The sequence below is a fragment of the Bradyrhizobium sp. UFLA05-89 genome, assembly GCF_059803475.1.
This window is the reverse complement of sequence record NZ_JBANBA010000001.1, coordinates 179,988-196,239: the sequence shown is the minus strand read 5'-3', so window position 1 is coordinate 196,239 and position 16,252 is coordinate 179,988. Positions and strand designations below refer to the sequence as shown.

The following is a 16,252-nucleotide window of genomic DNA, read 5'->3' as shown; positions in this document are numbered from 1 at the left end:
TCATGACCGACACAGTTCTCTCCGTGCGTAACCTTCAGGTGGAGTTCGCCTCCCGTCGCGGCACGCTGCGCGCGATCGACGACGTCTCCTTTGATATCGCCAAGGGCGAGGTGCTGGGCGTGGTCGGCGAGTCCGGCGCGGGCAAGTCGGTCACCGGGCTCGCCGTGATTGGCCTGATCGATCCGCCCGGCCGCATCGCCGGCGGCGAGATCCTTCTCGCCGGCACGCGCATCGACAACCTGCCGCCGGAGGAAATGCGCCGCGTCCGAGGCAAGCGGATCGGCATGATCTTCCAGGATCCGCTGACCTCGCTGAACCCGCTCTACAAGATCGGCGACCAGATCGTGGAGACGATCCGCACGCATCTGAACCTGTCCGAGCAGGCCGCGCGCCGCCGCGCCATCGATCTCCTCGCCGAGGTCGGCATCCCCGCGCCGGAGAAGCGCATCGACGGCTATCCCCACGAATTCTCCGGTGGCATGCGCCAGCGCGTGGTGATTGCGCTCGCGATCTGCGCCGAGCCGGAGCTGATCATCGCGGACGAGCCGACCACCGCGCTCGACGTCTCCGTGCAGGCGCAGATCATCTCGCTGATCAAGCGGCTCGGACGCGACCACGGCACCGCCGTGATGCTGGTAACCCACGACATGGGCGTGATCGCAGAGACCTCCGACCGCGTCGCGGTGATGTATGCCGGCCGCGTCGCCGAGATCGGCCCGGTGCAGGATGTCGTGAAGAATCCGCTGCACCCCTACGCCAAGGGTCTGATGGGCGCGATCCCGACGCTCGCCGGCGAAGACAAGCGCCTGGTGCAGATCCCCGGCTCCATGCCGCGTCTGTCGGCGATCCCGCGCGGCTGTTCGTTCAATCCGCGCTGCGCCTTTGCGTTCGACCGCTGCCGGGTCGAGCGGCCCGAGCCGCTTGCCCAGGGCGCGCAATCGGTCGCGTGCCATCTCTATGACAACGTCCCCGCGGAGAGCGCAGCATGAGCGCATCCTTCGTCCAGGCCAGGAACTTGCGCCGCGTCTTCGACGTCTCGAAGCCATGGTTGAACCGGGTGATCGAAGGCGGCCATCTCGAATATCTCAAGGCCGTCGACGGCGTCACCTTCGACATCAACAAGGGTGAGACTTTTGCGCTGGTCGGAGAATCCGGCTCGGGCAAGACGACGGTCGCACGGATGGTCGTCGGGCTGTTGCCGCCGAGTTCGGGCCAGGTCCTGATCGACGGCGTCTCGATGACCGATCCGAAGCAGGCGCCGGCGCGTCGCCGCTTGCGCCGCCGCATCCAGATGATCTTCCAGGATCCTTATGCGAGTCTCAATCCGCGTTTCCGGGTCGACGCCATCATCGCCGAGCCGATCCGCGCCTTCGACCTGATCCAGGGCGAGCGCGACATCCAGGCCCGCGTCGGTGAATTGTTGAGCCTGGTGGGGCTGCATCCCGACGACCGGCTGAAATACCCGCATGAGTTCTCCGGCGGCCAGCGCCAGCGCATCGCGATCGCGCGCGTGCTGGCGTCCGACGCCGAGTTCATCGTCTGCGACGAGCCGACCTCGGCGCTCGACGTGTCCGTGCAGGCGCAGATCCTCAACCTGATGCGCGACCTCCAGGACAAGTTCGGCCTCACCTACATGTTCATCAGCCACAATCTTGCAGTCGTTCGCCACATGGCGAGCCGCGTCGGCGTGATGTATCTCGGCCGCATCGTCGAAATCGCCGAAGGCCGTGAGCTGTTCGCGCGCCCGCGCATGCCCTACACCAAGATGCTGCTCGGCGCGGTGCCGGATCTGGCGATGTCCGGCCGCCAGCGTATTCCGGTCAAGGGCGAGATCCCGAATCCGATCAATCCGCCGCCGGGCTGCGCCTTCAATCCGCGCTGCCCTCTCGCCTTCGATCTCTGCCGCAAGAAGACGCCGCAACTGATCGACGGCGTCGCCTGCCACGCCGTCAACACCGCGCCGGTACCGGCGTGACGCGCGCGTGCCATGCTGCCCGCGCAATTGGCAGCGGGTCGTGCCTGTGATCAATTGTGGCCGCAGCAAACAAGAAAAGTGACCCCCCATGGCCAGCAATGTCAATCCCGATCCCTTCACGACGCGGCCCGAGATCGAAGGCACGTTCGGGGTCGTCGCCACCACGCACTGGATCGCGACCGCCGTCGGCATGGCCATCCTCGAAAAAGGCGGCAACGCGTTTGACGCCGGCGTCGCGACCGCCTTCACGCTTCAGGTGGTCGAGCCGCATCTCAACGGCCCCGGCGGGGACGTGCCCATCATCGTGTATGACGTCAAGCGCGGCCGCACCGAGGTGATCTGCGGCCAGGGACCGGCACCGGCGCGCGCCACCATTGCCCACTACAAGAGCGAAGGCCTGGATATGGTGCCCGGCACTGGCCTCCTTGCGGCCTGCGTCCCCGGCACCTTCGAATCGTGGATGCTGCTGCTCCGCGACTACGGCACGATGCGTGTGCGCGACGTGCTTGAGCCCGCGATCTCCTACGCACGCGACGGTTATCCGCTGGTCGAGCGCGCCTGCGCCACGATCAAGACCGTCGAGCAACTGTTCCGCAAGCACTGGCCGACGTCGGCCGCTGTCTATCTTCCGAACGGCGAGGTGCCGAAGCCCGGCACACTCTTCACCAATAAGACTCTCGCGGCGACCTACGCCCGCATTCTCAGCGAAGCCGAAAGCGGCGGCGGTGGCCGCGATGCCGAGATCGAGCGCGCGCGAAACGCCTGGTCGAAAGGCTTTGTCGCGGAGGCCATCGACAGGTTCTGCCGGACGCAGGAGGTGATGGACGTCAGCGGCGCGCCGCATCGTGGCGTTCTCTCGGCCGACGACATGGCGCGCTGGCAACCGACGATCGAGGCGCCGCTGACCTACGACTACGGCCGCTACACCGTCTGCAAGGCCGGCGTCTGGAGTCAGGGTCCGGTCACGCTCCAACAGCTTGCGCTGCTCAAAGGCTTTGCCCTCGACGGGCTCGATCCGACGGGCCCCGAGTTCATCCATGTCCAGATCGAATGCGCCAAGCTCGCTTTCGCTGACCGCGAAAAGTTCTACGGCGATCCCAAGTTCAACGAGATCCCGATCACAACGCTGTTGTCGGATGCCTATAACGACGAGCGCCGCAAGCTCGTCACCGAAAAAGCCTCGCTCGACTTCCGGCCCGGCTCGGTCGAAGGCTTTGGCGGGGTCGTCAAGCTGCGCCGCGCCGAAGGCCAACGCGAGGCGGTCGGCGCGCTCGGCGCCGGCGAGCCCACCGTCGGCAGGTTCGGCGAGGTACGCGGCGACACCGTGCATTTCGACATCATCGACAAGGCCGGCAACATGGTGTCCTCGACGCCGTCGGGCGGCTGGCTACAATCCTCGCCGGTCATTCCGGAGCTCGGCTTCTGTCTGGGCAGCCGCGCCCAGATGTTCTGGCTGGAGGAAGGTCACCCCGCCTCGCTCGCGCCGGGCAAGCGTCCGCGCACCACGCTGTCGCCGACCATGGCGCTGCGTGACGGCGAGCCGTATCTCGCCTGGGGATCCCCGGGCGGTGACCAGCAGGATCAGTGGATCACGCAGTTCTTCTTGCGGCATGTCCATTGCAACCTCAATCTCCAGGAGGCGATCGACGCGCCGGCATGGCATTCGGAGCATTTCCCGATCTCGTTCTGGCCACGCACCGCGCGACCCGGCGTGCTCGTCGTGGAGAACCGCGTGCCGAAGGCGACGATCGAGAATTTGCGCGAGCGCGGGCATATCGTGGAGGTCGGTCCCGACTGGTCCGAAGGCCGCCTTACCGCCGCATCGCGCGTCGGGGGGCGCCGACGCGCCGCGGCGAATCCACGGGGTATGCAGGGATACGCGGCAGGGCGCTGACCGAGACGAGCACAACATGACCTGGTCGATCATCGCGCGAGATCCTGCCACCGGCCAGTTCGGCATCGCGGTTGCGACGCGCTTCTTCGCCGTCGGCGCGCGCGTCCCCTTCATCGCCGCTGGCCTCGGCGCCATCGCGACGCAGGCTTTCGTCAATCCCTATTATGGCATCGACGGCGTCAAGCTGTTGCGCGAAGGTCTGAATGCGCATGACGTACTCGCGGCGCTGCTCGCGACCGATGATGGCCGTGAAAGCCGCCAAGTCCACATCATGGATGCCAGCGGTGAAGTCGCGGCGCACACCGGCCGCGACTGCATCGACTGGTGCGGACACACGGCGGGAAACGGCTTCTCCATTGCCGGCAACATGCTCGCCGGCCCCGACGTCCTCAGCGAGACGGCAAAGACCTACATCGCCAATGACAGCCTGCCCTTCCCGCGCCGCCTGCTGGCGGCGATGCGGGCCGGAGAAGCCGCCGGCGGCGACAAGCGCGGCAAGCAGTCTGCTGCCTTGCTCATCCATGGCGAGGAGGAATGGTCCGCGCTCGACCTGCGCGTCGACGATCATCTCGATCCGCTTGCCGAACTGGCACGGCTTGAGCAGGTCAGCAACGAACTCTGGGTGCATTTCCGCGCCTCGCTGCCGACGCGCCGGAACCCGGCCGGGATCACCGACCGCGCCGTGGTCGATGCCCGCATCGCAGCGGCCCGCACGACAGAGCAATGAGCGCGGCGCCCCTCATCAAGATCGAGAACCTGCGCGTCCGCTTCCACGGCGACGATGGTCGCATCACCCACGCGGTGGACAGCGTCGATCTCAGCGTCGCCAATGGAGCGACGCTCGGCCTCGTCGGCGAATCCGGTTGCGGCAAGAGCGTGACGTCGCTTGCGATCATGGGACTGTTGCCGAGGCAGACCAGCGAGGTCACCGGCTACATCCGCTTCGATGGCGTTGATCTCCTGCAAAGCTCCGACAAGAGCCTGCGCGACCTGCGCGGCAATCGGCTCGCGATGATCTTCCAGGAACCGATGACCTCGCTCAATCCGAGCTTCACCATCGGCGACCAGATCATCGAGACGATTTTGCGCCACCGCGGCGGCTCGAGGAAGAACGCCCGCGAGCGGGCGATCGAGCTGCTCCGCCGCGTCCACATTCCCTCCCCCGAACGGCGCATCGACGAATACCCGCATAAGCTCTCCGGCGGCATGCGCCAGCGCGTGATGATCGCAATGGCGCTTGCCTGCGACCCGCGCCTTTTGATCGCCGACGAGCCGACCACGGCGCTCGACGTCACCTTGCAGGCTCAGATCCTGGAACTGATGCGCGAATTGAAGGCGGCGAGCGGCGCTGCCATCATCCTGATCACCCATGATCTCGGCGTCGTCGCCGAAGTCTGCGACGAGGTCGCCGTGATGTATGCCGGCGAGATCGTCGAGCGCGCGCCAGTGGACGAGCTGTTCGCCTCGCCGCAGCATCCCTATACCGTCGGCCTGCTCGGCTCGATCCCGCGCCTCGACCACCGCGCCGAGCAGCTTGCAACGATCGAAGGCATGGTGCCGAACATGGCACATCCGCCGGCCGCCTGCCGCTTTGCTGCAAGGTGCCCGTTCATGCTGGAGGCCTGCACGAAAGCGCCGCCGCCGCTTGCCGAAGTGAGCGCCGGCCATCTCTCGCGCTGCATCCGCGCGCCGCTCGAGCAGTTGGTGTCGTGATGGCGCTGCTCGAGGTCGAAAATCTGGTCAAGCATTTCGTTGCCGAGCGCTCGCTGCTCGGCAGGCCCAAGTCCCTGGTCAAGGCCGTCGACGGAGTCAGCTTTGCACTCGAAGCAGGCAAGACGCTGGCGCTGGTCGGCGAATCCGGCTGCGGCAAGTCGACGGTCAGCCGGCTGGTGCTGCGGCTGATCGAGCCGGATGCCGGTAGCGTTCGCTTCGAAGGTCGCGATCTGCTCGCGCTCAACGCCGATGCGCTGCGCGCCTTTCGCCGAAAGGCGCAGATCATCTTTCAGGATCCTTACGCCTCGCTCAACCCGCGCATGACGGTCAGCCAGATCCTGACCGAGCCGCTCGCGCTGCATAATCTCGTCCCGCCATCGCGCCGGCGCGAGCGCGTTGCGGAACTTTTGCAGCTCGTCGGACTGGAATCGCGGCTGGCTCGCCGCTATCCGCATGAATTCTCCGGCGGCCAGCGCCAGCGTATCGCGATTGCGCGGGCGCTCGCGGTCGAGCCCAGGCTGATCATCTGTGACGAGCCGGTCTCGGCGCTCGATGTCTCCATCCGCTCTCAGATCCTGAATCTGCTGCGGGAGCTCCAGGATCGGCTCGGCCTCGCCTACATCTTCGTCTCGCACGATCTTGCCGTGGTGAAGCATATCGCCGACCGTGTTGCCGTGATGAACCTTGGCCACATCGTCGAGACGGCCGACGCCGACGCGCTGTTCGCCGCGCCGCGCCATCCCTATAGCCGCGCACTTCTGTCCGCGATTCCTCTGCCGCAACCGCACGCAAAGCGAAGCACCATCCTGCTCAAGGGCGAGATGCCGAGCGCGCTCGCCCCGCCGGCAGGGTGCCGCTTCCACACCCGCTGCCCGTTCGTGGTCGACCGCTGCCGCAGCGAGGCACCGCAACTTTTGGCTGACAGCAGCGGCCATACCACTGCATGTCACCGCGTCGCCGAGCTGCCCCCGGCCGATGCCATCCTGCCCGCCCCGCACGCTTTGTCGCCGGCGCTCGCGAAATTGGTTGCCGCCTTCAGCCGAAAGACGGAAGGCGCTGGCCCCTCCGGGGTTGGTATACAAGATGCACCGGCAACACCGAGATAGCCGCCAGTCATGTCAGATGAGTCTTGATAGCCTTGGGGATGATGCAATGAAGATGTTCCGCCTCGCGGCCACCGCCGCCGCATTGCTGGTGTCACTCGGCGCCGCGCAGGCCCAGACCACGCTGCGCATCGGGCTTGCCGAGGACCCCGATATCCTCGATCCGACCATGGCGCGCACCTATGTCGGCCGCATCGTGTTCTCCGCATTCTGCGACAAGCTGTTCGACATCGACGAGAAGCTGAACATCGTGCCGCAGCTCGCGCTGTCGAGCGAGACCGCCGACGACGGCAAGGCGCTCGTCATCAAGCTCCGCCCCGGCGTGAAATTCCACGATGGCGAGCCGTTCGACGCGGAAGCCGCAAAGTTCTCCCTCGAGCGACACCTCACCTTCCCGGGCTCGTTCCGCAAGCCCGAGCTCGCCTCGGTCGACCATGTCGAGGTGGTCGATCCCCTCACCATCAGACTGGTGCTGAAGGCGCCATTCTCGCCGCTGCTCGCGCAGCTCACCGACCGCGCCGGCATGATGGTCTCGCCGAAGGCAGCCAAAGCCGAAGGCGACAAGTTCGGCCTGCATCCGGTCTGCGCCGGTCCCTACAAATTCGTCGAGCGCGTGCAGCAGGACCGCATCGTGTTCGAGAAATTCGCCGACTATTGGAACAAGGACAATGTCTTCATCGACCGCGTCGTGTTCCAGCCAATCGTCGATTCCACGGTGCGGCTTGCCAATTTGAAATCCGGCGGGCTCGACCTGATCGAGCGCGTACTCGCGACCGATCTGAAGGACGTGCGGGCCGACTCGCGGCTGAAGGTCGCGACCGCGATCGAGCTCGGCTATCAGGGCGTCACGCTCAACATCGGCAAGGACAAGGCCAAGGGGCCGCTCAGCCAGTCCGCCAAGGTGCGCCAGGCGCTCGATCTTGCCATCGACCGGGACGCCATCAATCAGGTCGTTTTCAACGGCGAGTTTCAGGTCGGCAACCAATGGGTCAATCCCGACCATCCCTTTTATCAGAAGGCCGTTCCGGTCCGCGCCCGCAACGTGGAGAAGGCCAAGGCGCTGCTGAAGGAAGCCGGCGTGACGCCGCCTGTCAGCGTCGATTTCCTGGTGCCGAAAGGCGCGGAAACCGAAACGCCGGCGCAGGTGATCCAGTCGATGGCGGCGGAAGCCGGGTTCGACATGAAGATCCGTGTCACTGAGTTTGCGACCGGACTCAAGCAGGCCGAGGCCGGCGATTACCAGGCCTTCGTGCTCGCCTGGAGCGGCCGCGTCGATCCCGACGGCAACTCCTACATCTTCCTGCACAGCGACGCGCCGCAAAATTACGGCGCGTGGAATAATGCGCAGGCCGACAAGGCGCTCGAGGAGGCCCGGCTCGTCAGCGATCCCGACAAGCGCAAGGCGATCTATGAGACTCTGGCGAAGCTGGTTCAGGAGGAGGAGCCGATCCTCTATCTCTACCACCGCCGCATCATCATCGCCCACACGACCAGGCTGGAAGGTTACAAGCAGATGCCGGACGGCCTCGTGCGCGTCATCGGCCTCAAGCTGAAGTGACGTCCCGGGGATGCTGAACTTCCTCGCCCGCCGTCTTGCGCAGATCATACCGACGCTGTTCTTCGTGTCGGTGCTGATCTTCTCGCTCCAGCAGCTCCTGCCGGGTGATCCGGCGCTGGTGATGGCCGGCGAAGAGCGGGATCCCGCCGTGATCGCGCAGATCCGCCAGCAATACCGGCTCGATCAGCCGATCCCCGTGCAATACGCCTATTGGGTCAGGGGCGTTCTGACCGGCGACTTCGGGGAGTCCCTGCGCAACAAGATGCCGGTGCGCGCGCTGATCGCGCAGAAGCTGCCCGTGACGTTGCAGCTCGCGTCGATGGCAATTCTGATCGCGTTCCTGATCGGGATCCCCGCAGGCATCGTCTCGGCGGTCAAGAAAGGCACGGCCTGGGACTACGGCGCCAACCTGTTTGCGCTGTGGGGCATCTCGACGCCGAACTTCTGGCTCGGCATCATGCTGATCTTCCTGTTCTCGATCGAGCTCGGCTGGCTGCCGGCCTCCGGCTATATACCGCTGACGGAGGACTGGCGCGCGAGCCTTGCCGCCACGATCATGCCAGCCTTCGTGCTCGGCAATGCCATCGCCGCGATCCTGATGCGGCATACGCGCAGCGCCATGCTCCAGGTGCTGGAGAGCGACTATGTCCGCACCGCGCGCGCCAAAGGCCTCCTGGAGCGGACCGTCATCCTCAAGCACGCCATGCGCAATGCGCTGACGCCGGTGATCACGCTCGGTGCGCTCGAGCTCGGCACACTCTTGTCGGGCGCGGTGCTGACCGAGCAGATCTTTTCCATTCCCGGCTTCGGCAAGCTGATCGTAGACGCCGTGTTCAACCGCGACTACGCAGTCGTGCAGGGCGTGGTGCTGGTCACCGCGACGATCTACATCACGCTCAACCTGATCGCCGACATCGCCTATATCCTCGTCAACCCGCGGCTGAGGGGCTAGGTCATGACCGACGCCGTTCTCTCAGCCCATCCCGTCACTGATACGAGCGAGCTCGACAGCCCCGCACGGCGCGCCCGGCGGCGCCTGTTCAAGCGCAAGGCGGCGGTCATGGGGCTCGTCGTGATGACGACGTTCATCCTGCTGGCCCTGCTGGCGCCGCTGATCGTTCCCTACGATCCCGTCGCCACGAGCTGGAGCCTGGTGCGAAAAGCCCCCACCGCGCTGCATTGGTTCGGCACCGACGAGCTCGGCCGCGACATATTGAGCCGGGTCATCTACGGTGCGCGCGCCTCGCTGCTCGCCGGCGCCATCTCGGTCGCGATTGCGCTTGGCATCGGCGTACCGCTCGGCCTGCTCGCCGGCTACCGCGGCGGCTTCACCGACGCGCTGATCAGCCGGATCACCGATGCGATGCTCGCATGCCCGTTCCTGATCCTGGCTATCGCGCTCGCGGCGTTCCTGGGCCCGAGCCTCGGCAACGCCATGATCGCAATCGGCATCTCGGCCACCCCAGTATTCATCCGCCTGACCCGCGGCCAGGTGTTGAGCGTCAAGGCCGAGGACTATGTCGAGGCGGCGCGCGCGCTCGGCAACCCGTCCTGGCGGATCGCATTCGCTCACATCCTGCCGAACATCCTGCCGGCGCTGCTGGTGCAGGCCACGCTGTCGATCGCCGCGGCGATCATCGCGGAAGCCGCTCTGTCGTTTCTCGGCCTCGGCCAGCAGCCGCCGGCTCCGTCCTGGGGCAGCATGCTCAACGCGGCGCAGCGCTTCCTGACGCAGGCGCCGTGGATGGCGATCTGGCCTGGCCTTGCGATCTTCCTGGTGGTGCTATCCCTGAACCTGCTCGGCGACGGCCTGCGCGACGCGCTCGATCCGCGCCAGCGCTGAGGCGTTCCTCATGGTGAGGAGCGCGCTCTTGCGCGCGTCTCGAACCATGAGGCCCCGCTCTCGCCCCGGGGCCATCCTTCGAGACGCGGCCTGACGGCCGCTCCTCAGGATGAGGATTTCAGATCACGACTTCGCGCACCACGCGCCGGCAATCCATCTCGAATTCGAGATCGACCACCGGCGGCCGCGCGAAATGCCAGGTGAGGCCGGAGCGCAAGGCGCCGCGACGCACCAGCTCGTCGGCCAGCGCGTGGTGGAAATCGCGGATCGAATAGGCCTGCACGGCGGTCGTCTCCTTCCAGCCGAAGCCGAATGCCGCAAGGCGGCTTTCCATCTGCGCGGCGGTGAAGCGGACCTTCTCCGTGATGCCCTCCGGGCTGAGGTCCCGGTAGCGCACGCTGCGCTCGACATAGCTGCCGCTCCCCTCGCGCGCCTCGGCACCGCCGGCGATCACGAAGGTCGGTGTGCTCGATCGCGTCGGCCGCGTGAAGGAGAACGCATGGAAGGAAGGTTCAGTGGGTGGGTCGATCTCGGGACAGACATTGCTGCGTGCCACCGGATTGGTGGTGCCATCGAAGATGCCCCACTCGGACAGCGTTTTGACGTAGTGCAGATTGAAGTTGCGGAAGCCTTCTTCCGTGAACGCGGCCGGCGAGCGCAGCTCGCAGGCGCAGAACGCGGTCAGCGGACGCCCGGCCTCCCGGATCAACTTGGCGGCCAGGGCAAATCCTTCCGCGAGCGGCGCCAGGCGATCCAAGCGAACCCGCTCGATCTCGTAGCCGGGATCGGCGGCGGCACCCGCCGAATACTGGAACACGGACGGAATGAAACGATAGTTGCCGGCAGAGAATTCGCGGGTCATTTTCGAATCCCTATTCCAATTGCATGCGGACGCCCTTGGCGCCGTTGAGCAGGCGCTTGAGGTGCAAGCCGGCCAGCGCATCGTCGGCGTGCATGCCGACCAGCGCGGCGAAGGCTGGCATGGCCGCGACGTCGCCCGCCTCAAGCTTGGCAAAGGCTTCGGAGTATTGCGTCGTCAGAGGTGTTTCGAATCTCGCCGGCGGAAGCGGCTCGAAGGCCCGGAGCGGCTCGCTGCGGCCGCGCAACATGAGGTCGCCTACCGGGCGGCCCCGAAAATTCGCGGCCTCCTTGGCGATGGTGGCGCTGACGCAGATGCGCGTGCCCAGGTACTTGTTGGCGGCTTCCAGCCGTGCCGCCGTGTTGATAGTGTCGCCATAGGCAGTGTAGTCGAAGAAACGGCTGCCGCCGAAATTACCGACCAGCGCGGGCCCGGCATGGACGCCGATGCGTGTCGTGCCGAAATTGACGCCCTTGTCCTTCCAGCGCAGGCGGAAGTCCTCGGCCCATATATCGAGATCGTGGGCGCAGGCGACCGCGCGTGTCGCAAAATCGGGTTGATCCCCGGGGGCATTGAACAGCACTTGAATGGCGTCGCCGATGATCTTCGCAACGGTGCCTTCGTGCTGGAACACGATGTCGGTCATGCCGCCGACATAGGCGTTGAGGAGCCCGCCCAGCGTTTCCGGCGCAGCACTCTCGACCAGCGTCGTGAAACCGGTGATGTCGGTGAAAATGGTCGCCACGTCGCGCCACTGCACCTCCATGCCGTCGCTCTCGCCGCTCGCCGCGGCCAGACGCTTGGCGATCTCGGGCGAGAAGTAGCGCGACAGCGAGGCATGGGCACGCTCGGCTTCCGCCTGCCGGCGCCGCGCCTCGCGCAGCGTCTCGACGTGGCGGATGGTCTTCTGGATCGTCATCTCCAGATCCGCAAAATCAATCGGCTTGGTCAGGAAGTCGAAGGCGCCGCGATTCATCGCGGTCCGGATGTTGCTCATGTCGCCATAGGCAGAGACGATGATCGTCGACTTCTTGTCCTCGGCCTCCTGGAGCTTCTGGAGCAGCGACAGCCCGTCCATCCGCGGCATGTTGATGTCTGATACCACCAGGTCGACATGAGGATGCAGCTCGATCGATTGCAGCGCCTCGATGCCGTCATGGGCAAACATGAAGCTGACAAGCCCCTCGCGAATCTGCCTACGAAACTTCTGGAGGACCAGCGCCTCCAGATCGGGCTCATCATCGACAACGAGAATCGTGGATGTCATGCCGCTTGCTCGAGCCTGGTGTCGATCTCCTGCCGCAGCAGCGCAAAGTCGATCGGCTTGGTCAGAAGCCCGACCGCGCCGCGCTCGATCGCCTTCCGCCGTGTTTCCGCATCGCCGTAGGCCGTGATCATGATCACGGGCACATCCGGACGTGCCGCGCGCACCTTCGGCAACATCTCGAGCCCGCTCATGCCGGGCATATTGATGTCGGAAAGGATCAGGATCAGCGAGGCGTCGCGCACCGCGACGGCGCGTTCGATCGCCACCGGCGCGGACGGTGCGAACTCCATCTGGAAACGGCCGGCGCGCAGGTCGCGCCGGAAATGTTGACGAAACAGCGCCTCAACGTCGGGCTCGTCGTCGACGACAAGGATATAGACGTTCAATTCCTGCCTCCGGTATGGCCTTCTGCCAGCATGCGCGGCAGCGTAATGATGAATTCGGTGAAAGCACCCGGCTCAGTGTTTACGTCGACTGTGCCGCCATGCTGTTTCACCACGATGTCGTGACTCATGGACAGGCCAAGCCCGGTTCCCTCGCCGGCCGGCTTGGTGGTGAAGAACGGATTGAACATTTTCTCCTTCACCTCGGGCGGGATGCCGGTGCCGTTGTCGCGGATCCTGATTTCGACCTTGTTGCCGAGATTCCTGGTTGAGGCGCTCAGCGTCGGCTCGAAACCGTCGCCCACCTGCTCCTTCCGTTTGGTCGCGGCATAGAAGCCGTTCGAGATCAGGTTGAGGAAGACGCGGGTGATCTCCTGCGGATAGATGTCGAGCATGCCGGCGGCCGGATCGAGGTCGCGCTTGAGCGTGATGTTGAAACCCGGCTTTTCGGCACGCGCGCCGTGATAGGCAAGATTGAGGCTCTCCTCGACGAGCGCGTTGATGTCTGCCGCCCGCCGCTCGCCCGAGCCTTCGCGCGAATGCAGCAGCATGTTCTTGACGATGGAATCGGCGCGCTTGCCGTGCTGTACTACTTTCTCGAGGTTACCCTTGAGCATGTAGGTGAGCTCGGCGACCTCCTCCTTGGTCTTGTCGTCGAGGCCTACCGATTGCATGACCTCGTTGAGTTCGTCGATCAACTCCGTCGACACCGAGGAGAAATTGTTGACGAAGTTGAGCGGGTTCTTGATCTCGTGGGCGATGCCGGCGGTGAGCTGCCCCAGCGAAGCCAGCTTTTCGGTCTGGATCAGGCGGTCCTGCGCGGTGCGCAGCTCGTCGAGGGATTGCGAGAGCTCATTGGTGCGCTCACGAAGCTGCTTGAGCAGTCGAGCGTTCTCGATCGCAATGACCGCCTGATTGGCAAAATTCTCCACCAACGCGATCTGCTTGTCGGTGAACGCGCGAACCTCCCGGCGAAAGATCGTGATCACGCCGACCAGCTCGCTCTCCCGCAACAGCGGCACCATGAGCGTCGTGCGCGCACCCCCGACATCGGCGAGCAAGACCGCCATCTCGGATCCGGCACGATAGGCAGGGCCTTCGCGAACGTCGAGGACCTGGGCTACCTGATGCGTCCTGACAACCTGGGCAAGGCCGCTCTCGGGATGTGGAGCAATCGTGCCATCGTGCCGCCGCGTGGCTGCAAATTCCGGGGGAAGATTGTAGTCCGATACCAGACTGTATCGCTCTCCGTCCCAGAGATCCATGACGCCAAAGCTTGCGCCGCAGACCCGCGTTGCATTCTGCAACATCTTGTTGAAGACCGGCTGCAGTTCGCCGGCGGACGAACTGATCGTCTCCAGAACCTCCGAGGTTGCCGTCTGCTGCTGGAGGGATTCACTCAGCTCCGCCGTGCGCTGCTCGACCTTGTTCTCCAGGTCCGCATAGGACTCCTGCAAGCGCGCGCCCATGTCGTTGAACTGGTTGGCGAGCCCTTCCAGCTCGTCGCCGGTCTTGATCGAGATACGCTGCGAGAAGTCGCCACCGCCGATGCGCTCGGCGCCGGTGCGCAGGGCCTGGATCGGGCCGACCATGCGCCGCGCCAGGAAAATCCCTGCGAGCACCGCGAAGATGGATGCTGCGAGCAGCACGATGGCGAGACGTTGCAGGGAGGCATAGAGCGAGGCATAGGCCTCCTCGACCGGAAGCTCCACGAACATGGTCCAGCCCAGCGGCGCGATCGGCGCGGACGCGGTCAGCACCTTCTGTCCCTGGAGATTGGTCGCCTCCTGCAACGAGTCGGGCATGGTCCCGCCACCGGTCTGCGCGGCGCGCACCTGCTCGAGCCTGGACATGTCGGTGTTGCGCAACACCAGGCTGATGTCTGGATGTGCGATCAGCCGGCCCTGCGAGCCAACCACATAGGCATGCCCGTGCTCGCCGACCTTGATCTGCGAGACGACGTCCCAGATCAGCTTGAGATTGACTTCCGCGATGCTGACGCCGGCGTCCTTGCGCGTGCCGGCGAGCGCCAGCGTCATGTAGGGCTCGGATTCTCTCCGGAAATAGACCGGCCCGTAATAGACCTTGTGCGCAACGGCTTCGGTGAATTTCGCGTCATTGGAAAGATCGATCCCGCTATCGACGACGTCCATCGCCAGGCGCGAGACACGCAAGCGCTCCTTGCCGGTCGAATCCACCTGGGCGAGTTCGGTGATGGCCGGAACCTGGCGCAGCAGCCGCAGCGCATCGAAGCGGCGCTGCTCGATCGAGCCGGCCGACCACGGCAGTTGCGTGGTCCAGCCAAGCTGGCTCTCGATCTCCTTGACGAACTGGCTGATCTTGGCGGCGGCCGCCTCGGCCTGCTCGCGCTGAACGCGGATCAGCGCGGCCTTGTGCTCACGATAATAGAAGAACACCTCGAAGAGACCGTTGGCGAGCAGCGCAACCGCCACCACAGCCACGAACAGCCCGACATATTTGGTGAACAGCCGGGTCCGGATCCCGGGCCGCGCGCCGTCACCGGAAGCAACATCGCCCGCCGCTGCGCTACCAGGCAGCGACCGGCCCTGCGGCGTGTCGGGATGGAGGGAAATGCTCATCCCGCCAAACCTAGCAAGAAGGCCCGGGCTTGTCTCTTGCCGCAGCGCACAAGGTTACTCGATGACTTCGTCTGCGAGGGCCAGCAAGGTGGGCGGAATCTCGAGTCCAGTCGCCTTCGCCGTCTTCAGGTTGAGCACCAGGGGATAGCGGGTCGGCTGCTCGAACGGCAAATCGCCGGGGTTCGCTCCATTGAAAATGCGAGCGACCAGTGCTGCCGCCCGCTCGAAACATTCCGACACGTCCGGTCCGTAGGACATCAGCCCGCCGTCGCGGGCGAAATCATCATTTTCGTAGATCGCCGGCAGCTTCCGGACGGCGGCGAACTCGAACACCCGCTTTCGGTTGAGAATGGTGAGCGCATCCGCCACCATCAGGATGCCGTCCGGCAAATCGCCTGACATCACCGAGAAGGCCTCGTCGAAATCGTCGGGCTCGCGGACGCCGAGGGCCTGCACGGTCAGCCCAAGCGCCTGGGCGGCCTTCGCCGATGCCTGATAGCGCATGGTCATGCCGAGGTCGTCCTTGTTCCAGAGCATGGCGACCTTGGTCAGTTTCGGCGACATCTCCTTCAACAACGCCAGCCGCTTGGCACTGAGCGTCGCCGCGACGTCCGAAATGCCGGTGATGTTGCCGCCGGGATGGGCAAGGCTTTCAATGAGCCGGGTCTCGACGGGATCGCCGATGCCGCTTGCCGCGACAATGGGTATGCCCGCCGCCTTGGCGGCTATGGCCGTCGGGTAGCCTATGATGACAATGGCATCGACGCTCCTGGACTTCAGCTCCGCGATCAGCGAGGGGAGCTTGGCAACATCGCCTGCCGCGCCGCGGGGCTCGAGACTGAGATTCTGACCGAGGTTGAAGCCACGCTCGCCGAGCACCTTGATCAGGATCTTGCCGCCCGGTCTCGTCTCCGAAATGGGCACGATCGGTGTCAGCGTGCCGAGACGGTAGGTTTTGCTGCCCTGTGCCGCGACCGAACCCGGACACAACAGCGAAATGCAGCCAAGCCCTCCCAGGAATTCGCGCCGCCTCATCATGCCTTCCCTGCCCTGGTGC

General features: G+C 65.1%; 14 protein-coding genes. 9 read left to right on the top strand and 5 right to left on the bottom strand.

What is annotated here, in order from left to right:
• Nucleotides 1–2: 2 nt before the first annotated feature.
• The 9 genes from SO139_RS00850 (at nucleotide 3) to SO139_RS00810 (ending at nucleotide 10,086) form a co-directional block, all read left to right on the top strand.
• A complete protein-coding gene (locus tag SO139_RS00850) occupies nucleotides 3–989 on the top strand; it encodes an ABC transporter ATP-binding protein (RefSeq protein WP_449379447.1) in 987 nt (328 codons plus the stop codon).
• Complete coding sequence (locus tag SO139_RS00845) at nucleotides 986–1,975, top strand: ABC transporter ATP-binding protein (protein ID WP_449379448.1); 990 nt, start codon at nucleotides 986–988, stop codon at nucleotides 1,973–1,975. The genes SO139_RS00850 and SO139_RS00845 overlap by 4 nt, the downstream gene beginning before the upstream one ends.
• Nucleotides 1,976–2,063: 88 nt before the next feature.
• Nucleotides 2,064–3,869 (top strand): gamma-glutamyltransferase family protein, encoded by a 1,806-nt coding sequence (locus SO139_RS00840; protein ID WP_498539536.1) that lies wholly within the window; start codon nucleotides 2,064–2,066, stop codon nucleotides 3,867–3,869.
• Nucleotides 3,870–3,885: 16 nt separating this feature from the next.
• A complete protein-coding gene (locus SO139_RS00835) occupies nucleotides 3,886–4,596 on the top strand; it encodes a DUF1028 domain-containing protein (protein ID WP_498539535.1) in 711 nt (236 codons plus the stop codon).
• Nucleotides 4,593–5,582 carry an ABC transporter ATP-binding protein gene (locus SO139_RS00830; RefSeq protein WP_449379451.1) on the top strand — a complete coding sequence of 330 codons (990 nt, stop codon included), beginning with the start codon at nucleotides 4,593–4,595 and terminating at the stop codon, nucleotides 5,580–5,582. The genes SO139_RS00835 and SO139_RS00830 overlap by 4 nt, the downstream gene beginning before the upstream one ends.
• A complete protein-coding gene (locus SO139_RS00825) occupies nucleotides 5,582–6,688 on the top strand; it encodes an ABC transporter ATP-binding protein (protein WP_498539574.1) in 1,107 nt (368 codons plus the stop codon). Before SO139_RS00830 ends, SO139_RS00825 begins: the two co-directional genes overlap by 1 nt.
• Before the next feature lie 46 nt (nucleotides 6,689–6,734).
• Nucleotides 6,735–8,243 (top strand): ABC transporter substrate-binding protein, encoded by a 1,509-nt coding sequence (locus SO139_RS00820; protein ID WP_449379452.1) that lies wholly within the window; start codon nucleotides 6,735–6,737, stop codon nucleotides 8,241–8,243.
• A gap of 10 nt (nucleotides 8,244–8,253) precedes the next feature.
• Nucleotides 8,254–9,195 carry an ABC transporter permease gene (locus tag SO139_RS00815; RefSeq protein WP_449379453.1) on the top strand — a complete coding sequence of 314 codons (942 nt, stop codon included), beginning with the start codon at nucleotides 8,254–8,256 and terminating at the stop codon, nucleotides 9,193–9,195.
• 3 nt (nucleotides 9,196–9,198) lie between these two features.
• Nucleotides 9,199–10,086, top strand: coding sequence for an ABC transporter permease (locus SO139_RS00810; RefSeq protein WP_449379454.1), 888 nt, complete (start codon nucleotides 9,199–9,201; stop codon nucleotides 10,084–10,086).
• 118 nt (nucleotides 10,087–10,204) lie between these two features.
• On the opposite strand, the gene cnbZ is transcribed toward SO139_RS00810, so the two are convergent.
• The 5 genes from cnbZ to SO139_RS00785 are packed head-to-tail and all read right to left on the bottom strand — an operon-like array spanning nucleotide 10,205 to nucleotide 16,230.
• Nucleotides 10,205–10,948 (bottom strand): 2-amino-5-chloromuconate deaminase CnbZ, encoded by a 744-nt coding sequence (cnbZ, locus tag SO139_RS00805; RefSeq protein ID WP_449379455.1) that lies wholly within the window; start codon nucleotides 10,946–10,948, stop codon nucleotides 10,205–10,207.
• Nucleotides 10,949–10,958: 10 nt separating this feature from the next.
• Nucleotides 10,959–12,212 (bottom strand): adenylate/guanylate cyclase domain-containing protein, encoded by a 1,254-nt coding sequence (locus SO139_RS00800; protein WP_498539534.1) that lies wholly within the window; start codon nucleotides 12,210–12,212, stop codon nucleotides 10,959–10,961.
• A complete protein-coding gene (locus tag SO139_RS00795; protein WP_498539533.1) occupies nucleotides 12,209–12,598 on the bottom strand; it encodes a response regulator in 390 nt (129 codons plus the stop codon). The genes SO139_RS00800 and SO139_RS00795 overlap by 4 nt, the downstream gene beginning before the upstream one ends.
• Nucleotides 12,595–15,195: a sensor histidine kinase gene (locus tag SO139_RS00790; protein WP_449379458.1), complete on the bottom strand. Its 2,601-nt coding sequence runs from the start codon at nucleotides 15,193–15,195 to the stop codon at nucleotides 12,595–12,597. The genes SO139_RS00795 and SO139_RS00790 overlap by 4 nt, the downstream gene beginning before the upstream one ends.
• A 54-nt stretch (nucleotides 15,196–15,249) precedes the next feature.
• Nucleotides 15,250–16,230 (bottom strand): ABC transporter substrate-binding protein, encoded by a 981-nt coding sequence (locus SO139_RS00785; RefSeq protein ID WP_498539532.1) that lies wholly within the window; start codon nucleotides 16,228–16,230, stop codon nucleotides 15,250–15,252.
• Nucleotides 16,231–16,252 lie beyond the last annotated feature (22 nt).

Excerpts from the sequence above, each read along its gene's own strand:
- SO139_RS00820 (WP_449379452.1), top strand. The coding sequence starts at position 6,735 with ATGAAGATGTTCCGCCTCGCGGCCACCGCCGCCGCATTGCTGGTGTCA.
- SO139_RS00785 (WP_498539532.1), bottom strand. The coding sequence starts at position 16,230 with ATGAGGCGGCGCGAATTCCTGGGAGGGCTTGGCTGCATTTCGCTGTTG.
- SO139_RS00830 (WP_449379451.1), top strand. The coding sequence starts at position 4,593 with ATGAGCGCGGCGCCCCTCATCAAGATCGAGAACCTGCGCGTCCGCTTC.
- SO139_RS00835 (WP_498539535.1), top strand. The coding sequence starts at position 3,886 with ATGACCTGGTCGATCATCGCGCGAGATCCTGCCACCGGCCAGTTCGGC.
- SO139_RS00790 (WP_449379458.1), bottom strand. The coding sequence starts at position 15,195 with ATGAGCATTTCCCTCCATCCCGACACGCCGCAGGGCCGGTCGCTGCCT.
- SO139_RS00845 (WP_449379448.1), top strand. The coding sequence starts at position 986 with ATGAGCGCATCCTTCGTCCAGGCCAGGAACTTGCGCCGCGTCTTCGAC.
- SO139_RS00850 (WP_449379447.1), top strand. The coding sequence starts at position 3 with ATGACCGACACAGTTCTCTCCGTGCGTAACCTTCAGGTGGAGTTCGCC.
- SO139_RS00810 (WP_449379454.1), top strand. The coding sequence starts at position 9,199 with ATGACCGACGCCGTTCTCTCAGCCCATCCCGTCACTGATACGAGCGAG.
- SO139_RS00840 (WP_498539536.1), top strand. The coding sequence starts at position 2,064 with ATGGCCAGCAATGTCAATCCCGATCCCTTCACGACGCGGCCCGAGATC.
- cnbZ (WP_449379455.1), bottom strand. The coding sequence starts at position 10,948 with ATGACCCGCGAATTCTCTGCCGGCAACTATCGTTTCATTCCGTCCGTG.
- SO139_RS00800 (WP_498539534.1), bottom strand. The coding sequence starts at position 12,212 with ATGACATCCACGATTCTCGTTGTCGATGATGAGCCCGATCTGGAGGCG.
- SO139_RS00825 (WP_498539574.1), top strand. The coding sequence starts at position 5,582 with ATGGCGCTGCTCGAGGTCGAAAATCTGGTCAAGCATTTCGTTGCCGAG.
- SO139_RS00815 (WP_449379453.1), top strand. The coding sequence starts at position 8,254 with ATGCTGAACTTCCTCGCCCGCCGTCTTGCGCAGATCATACCGACGCTG.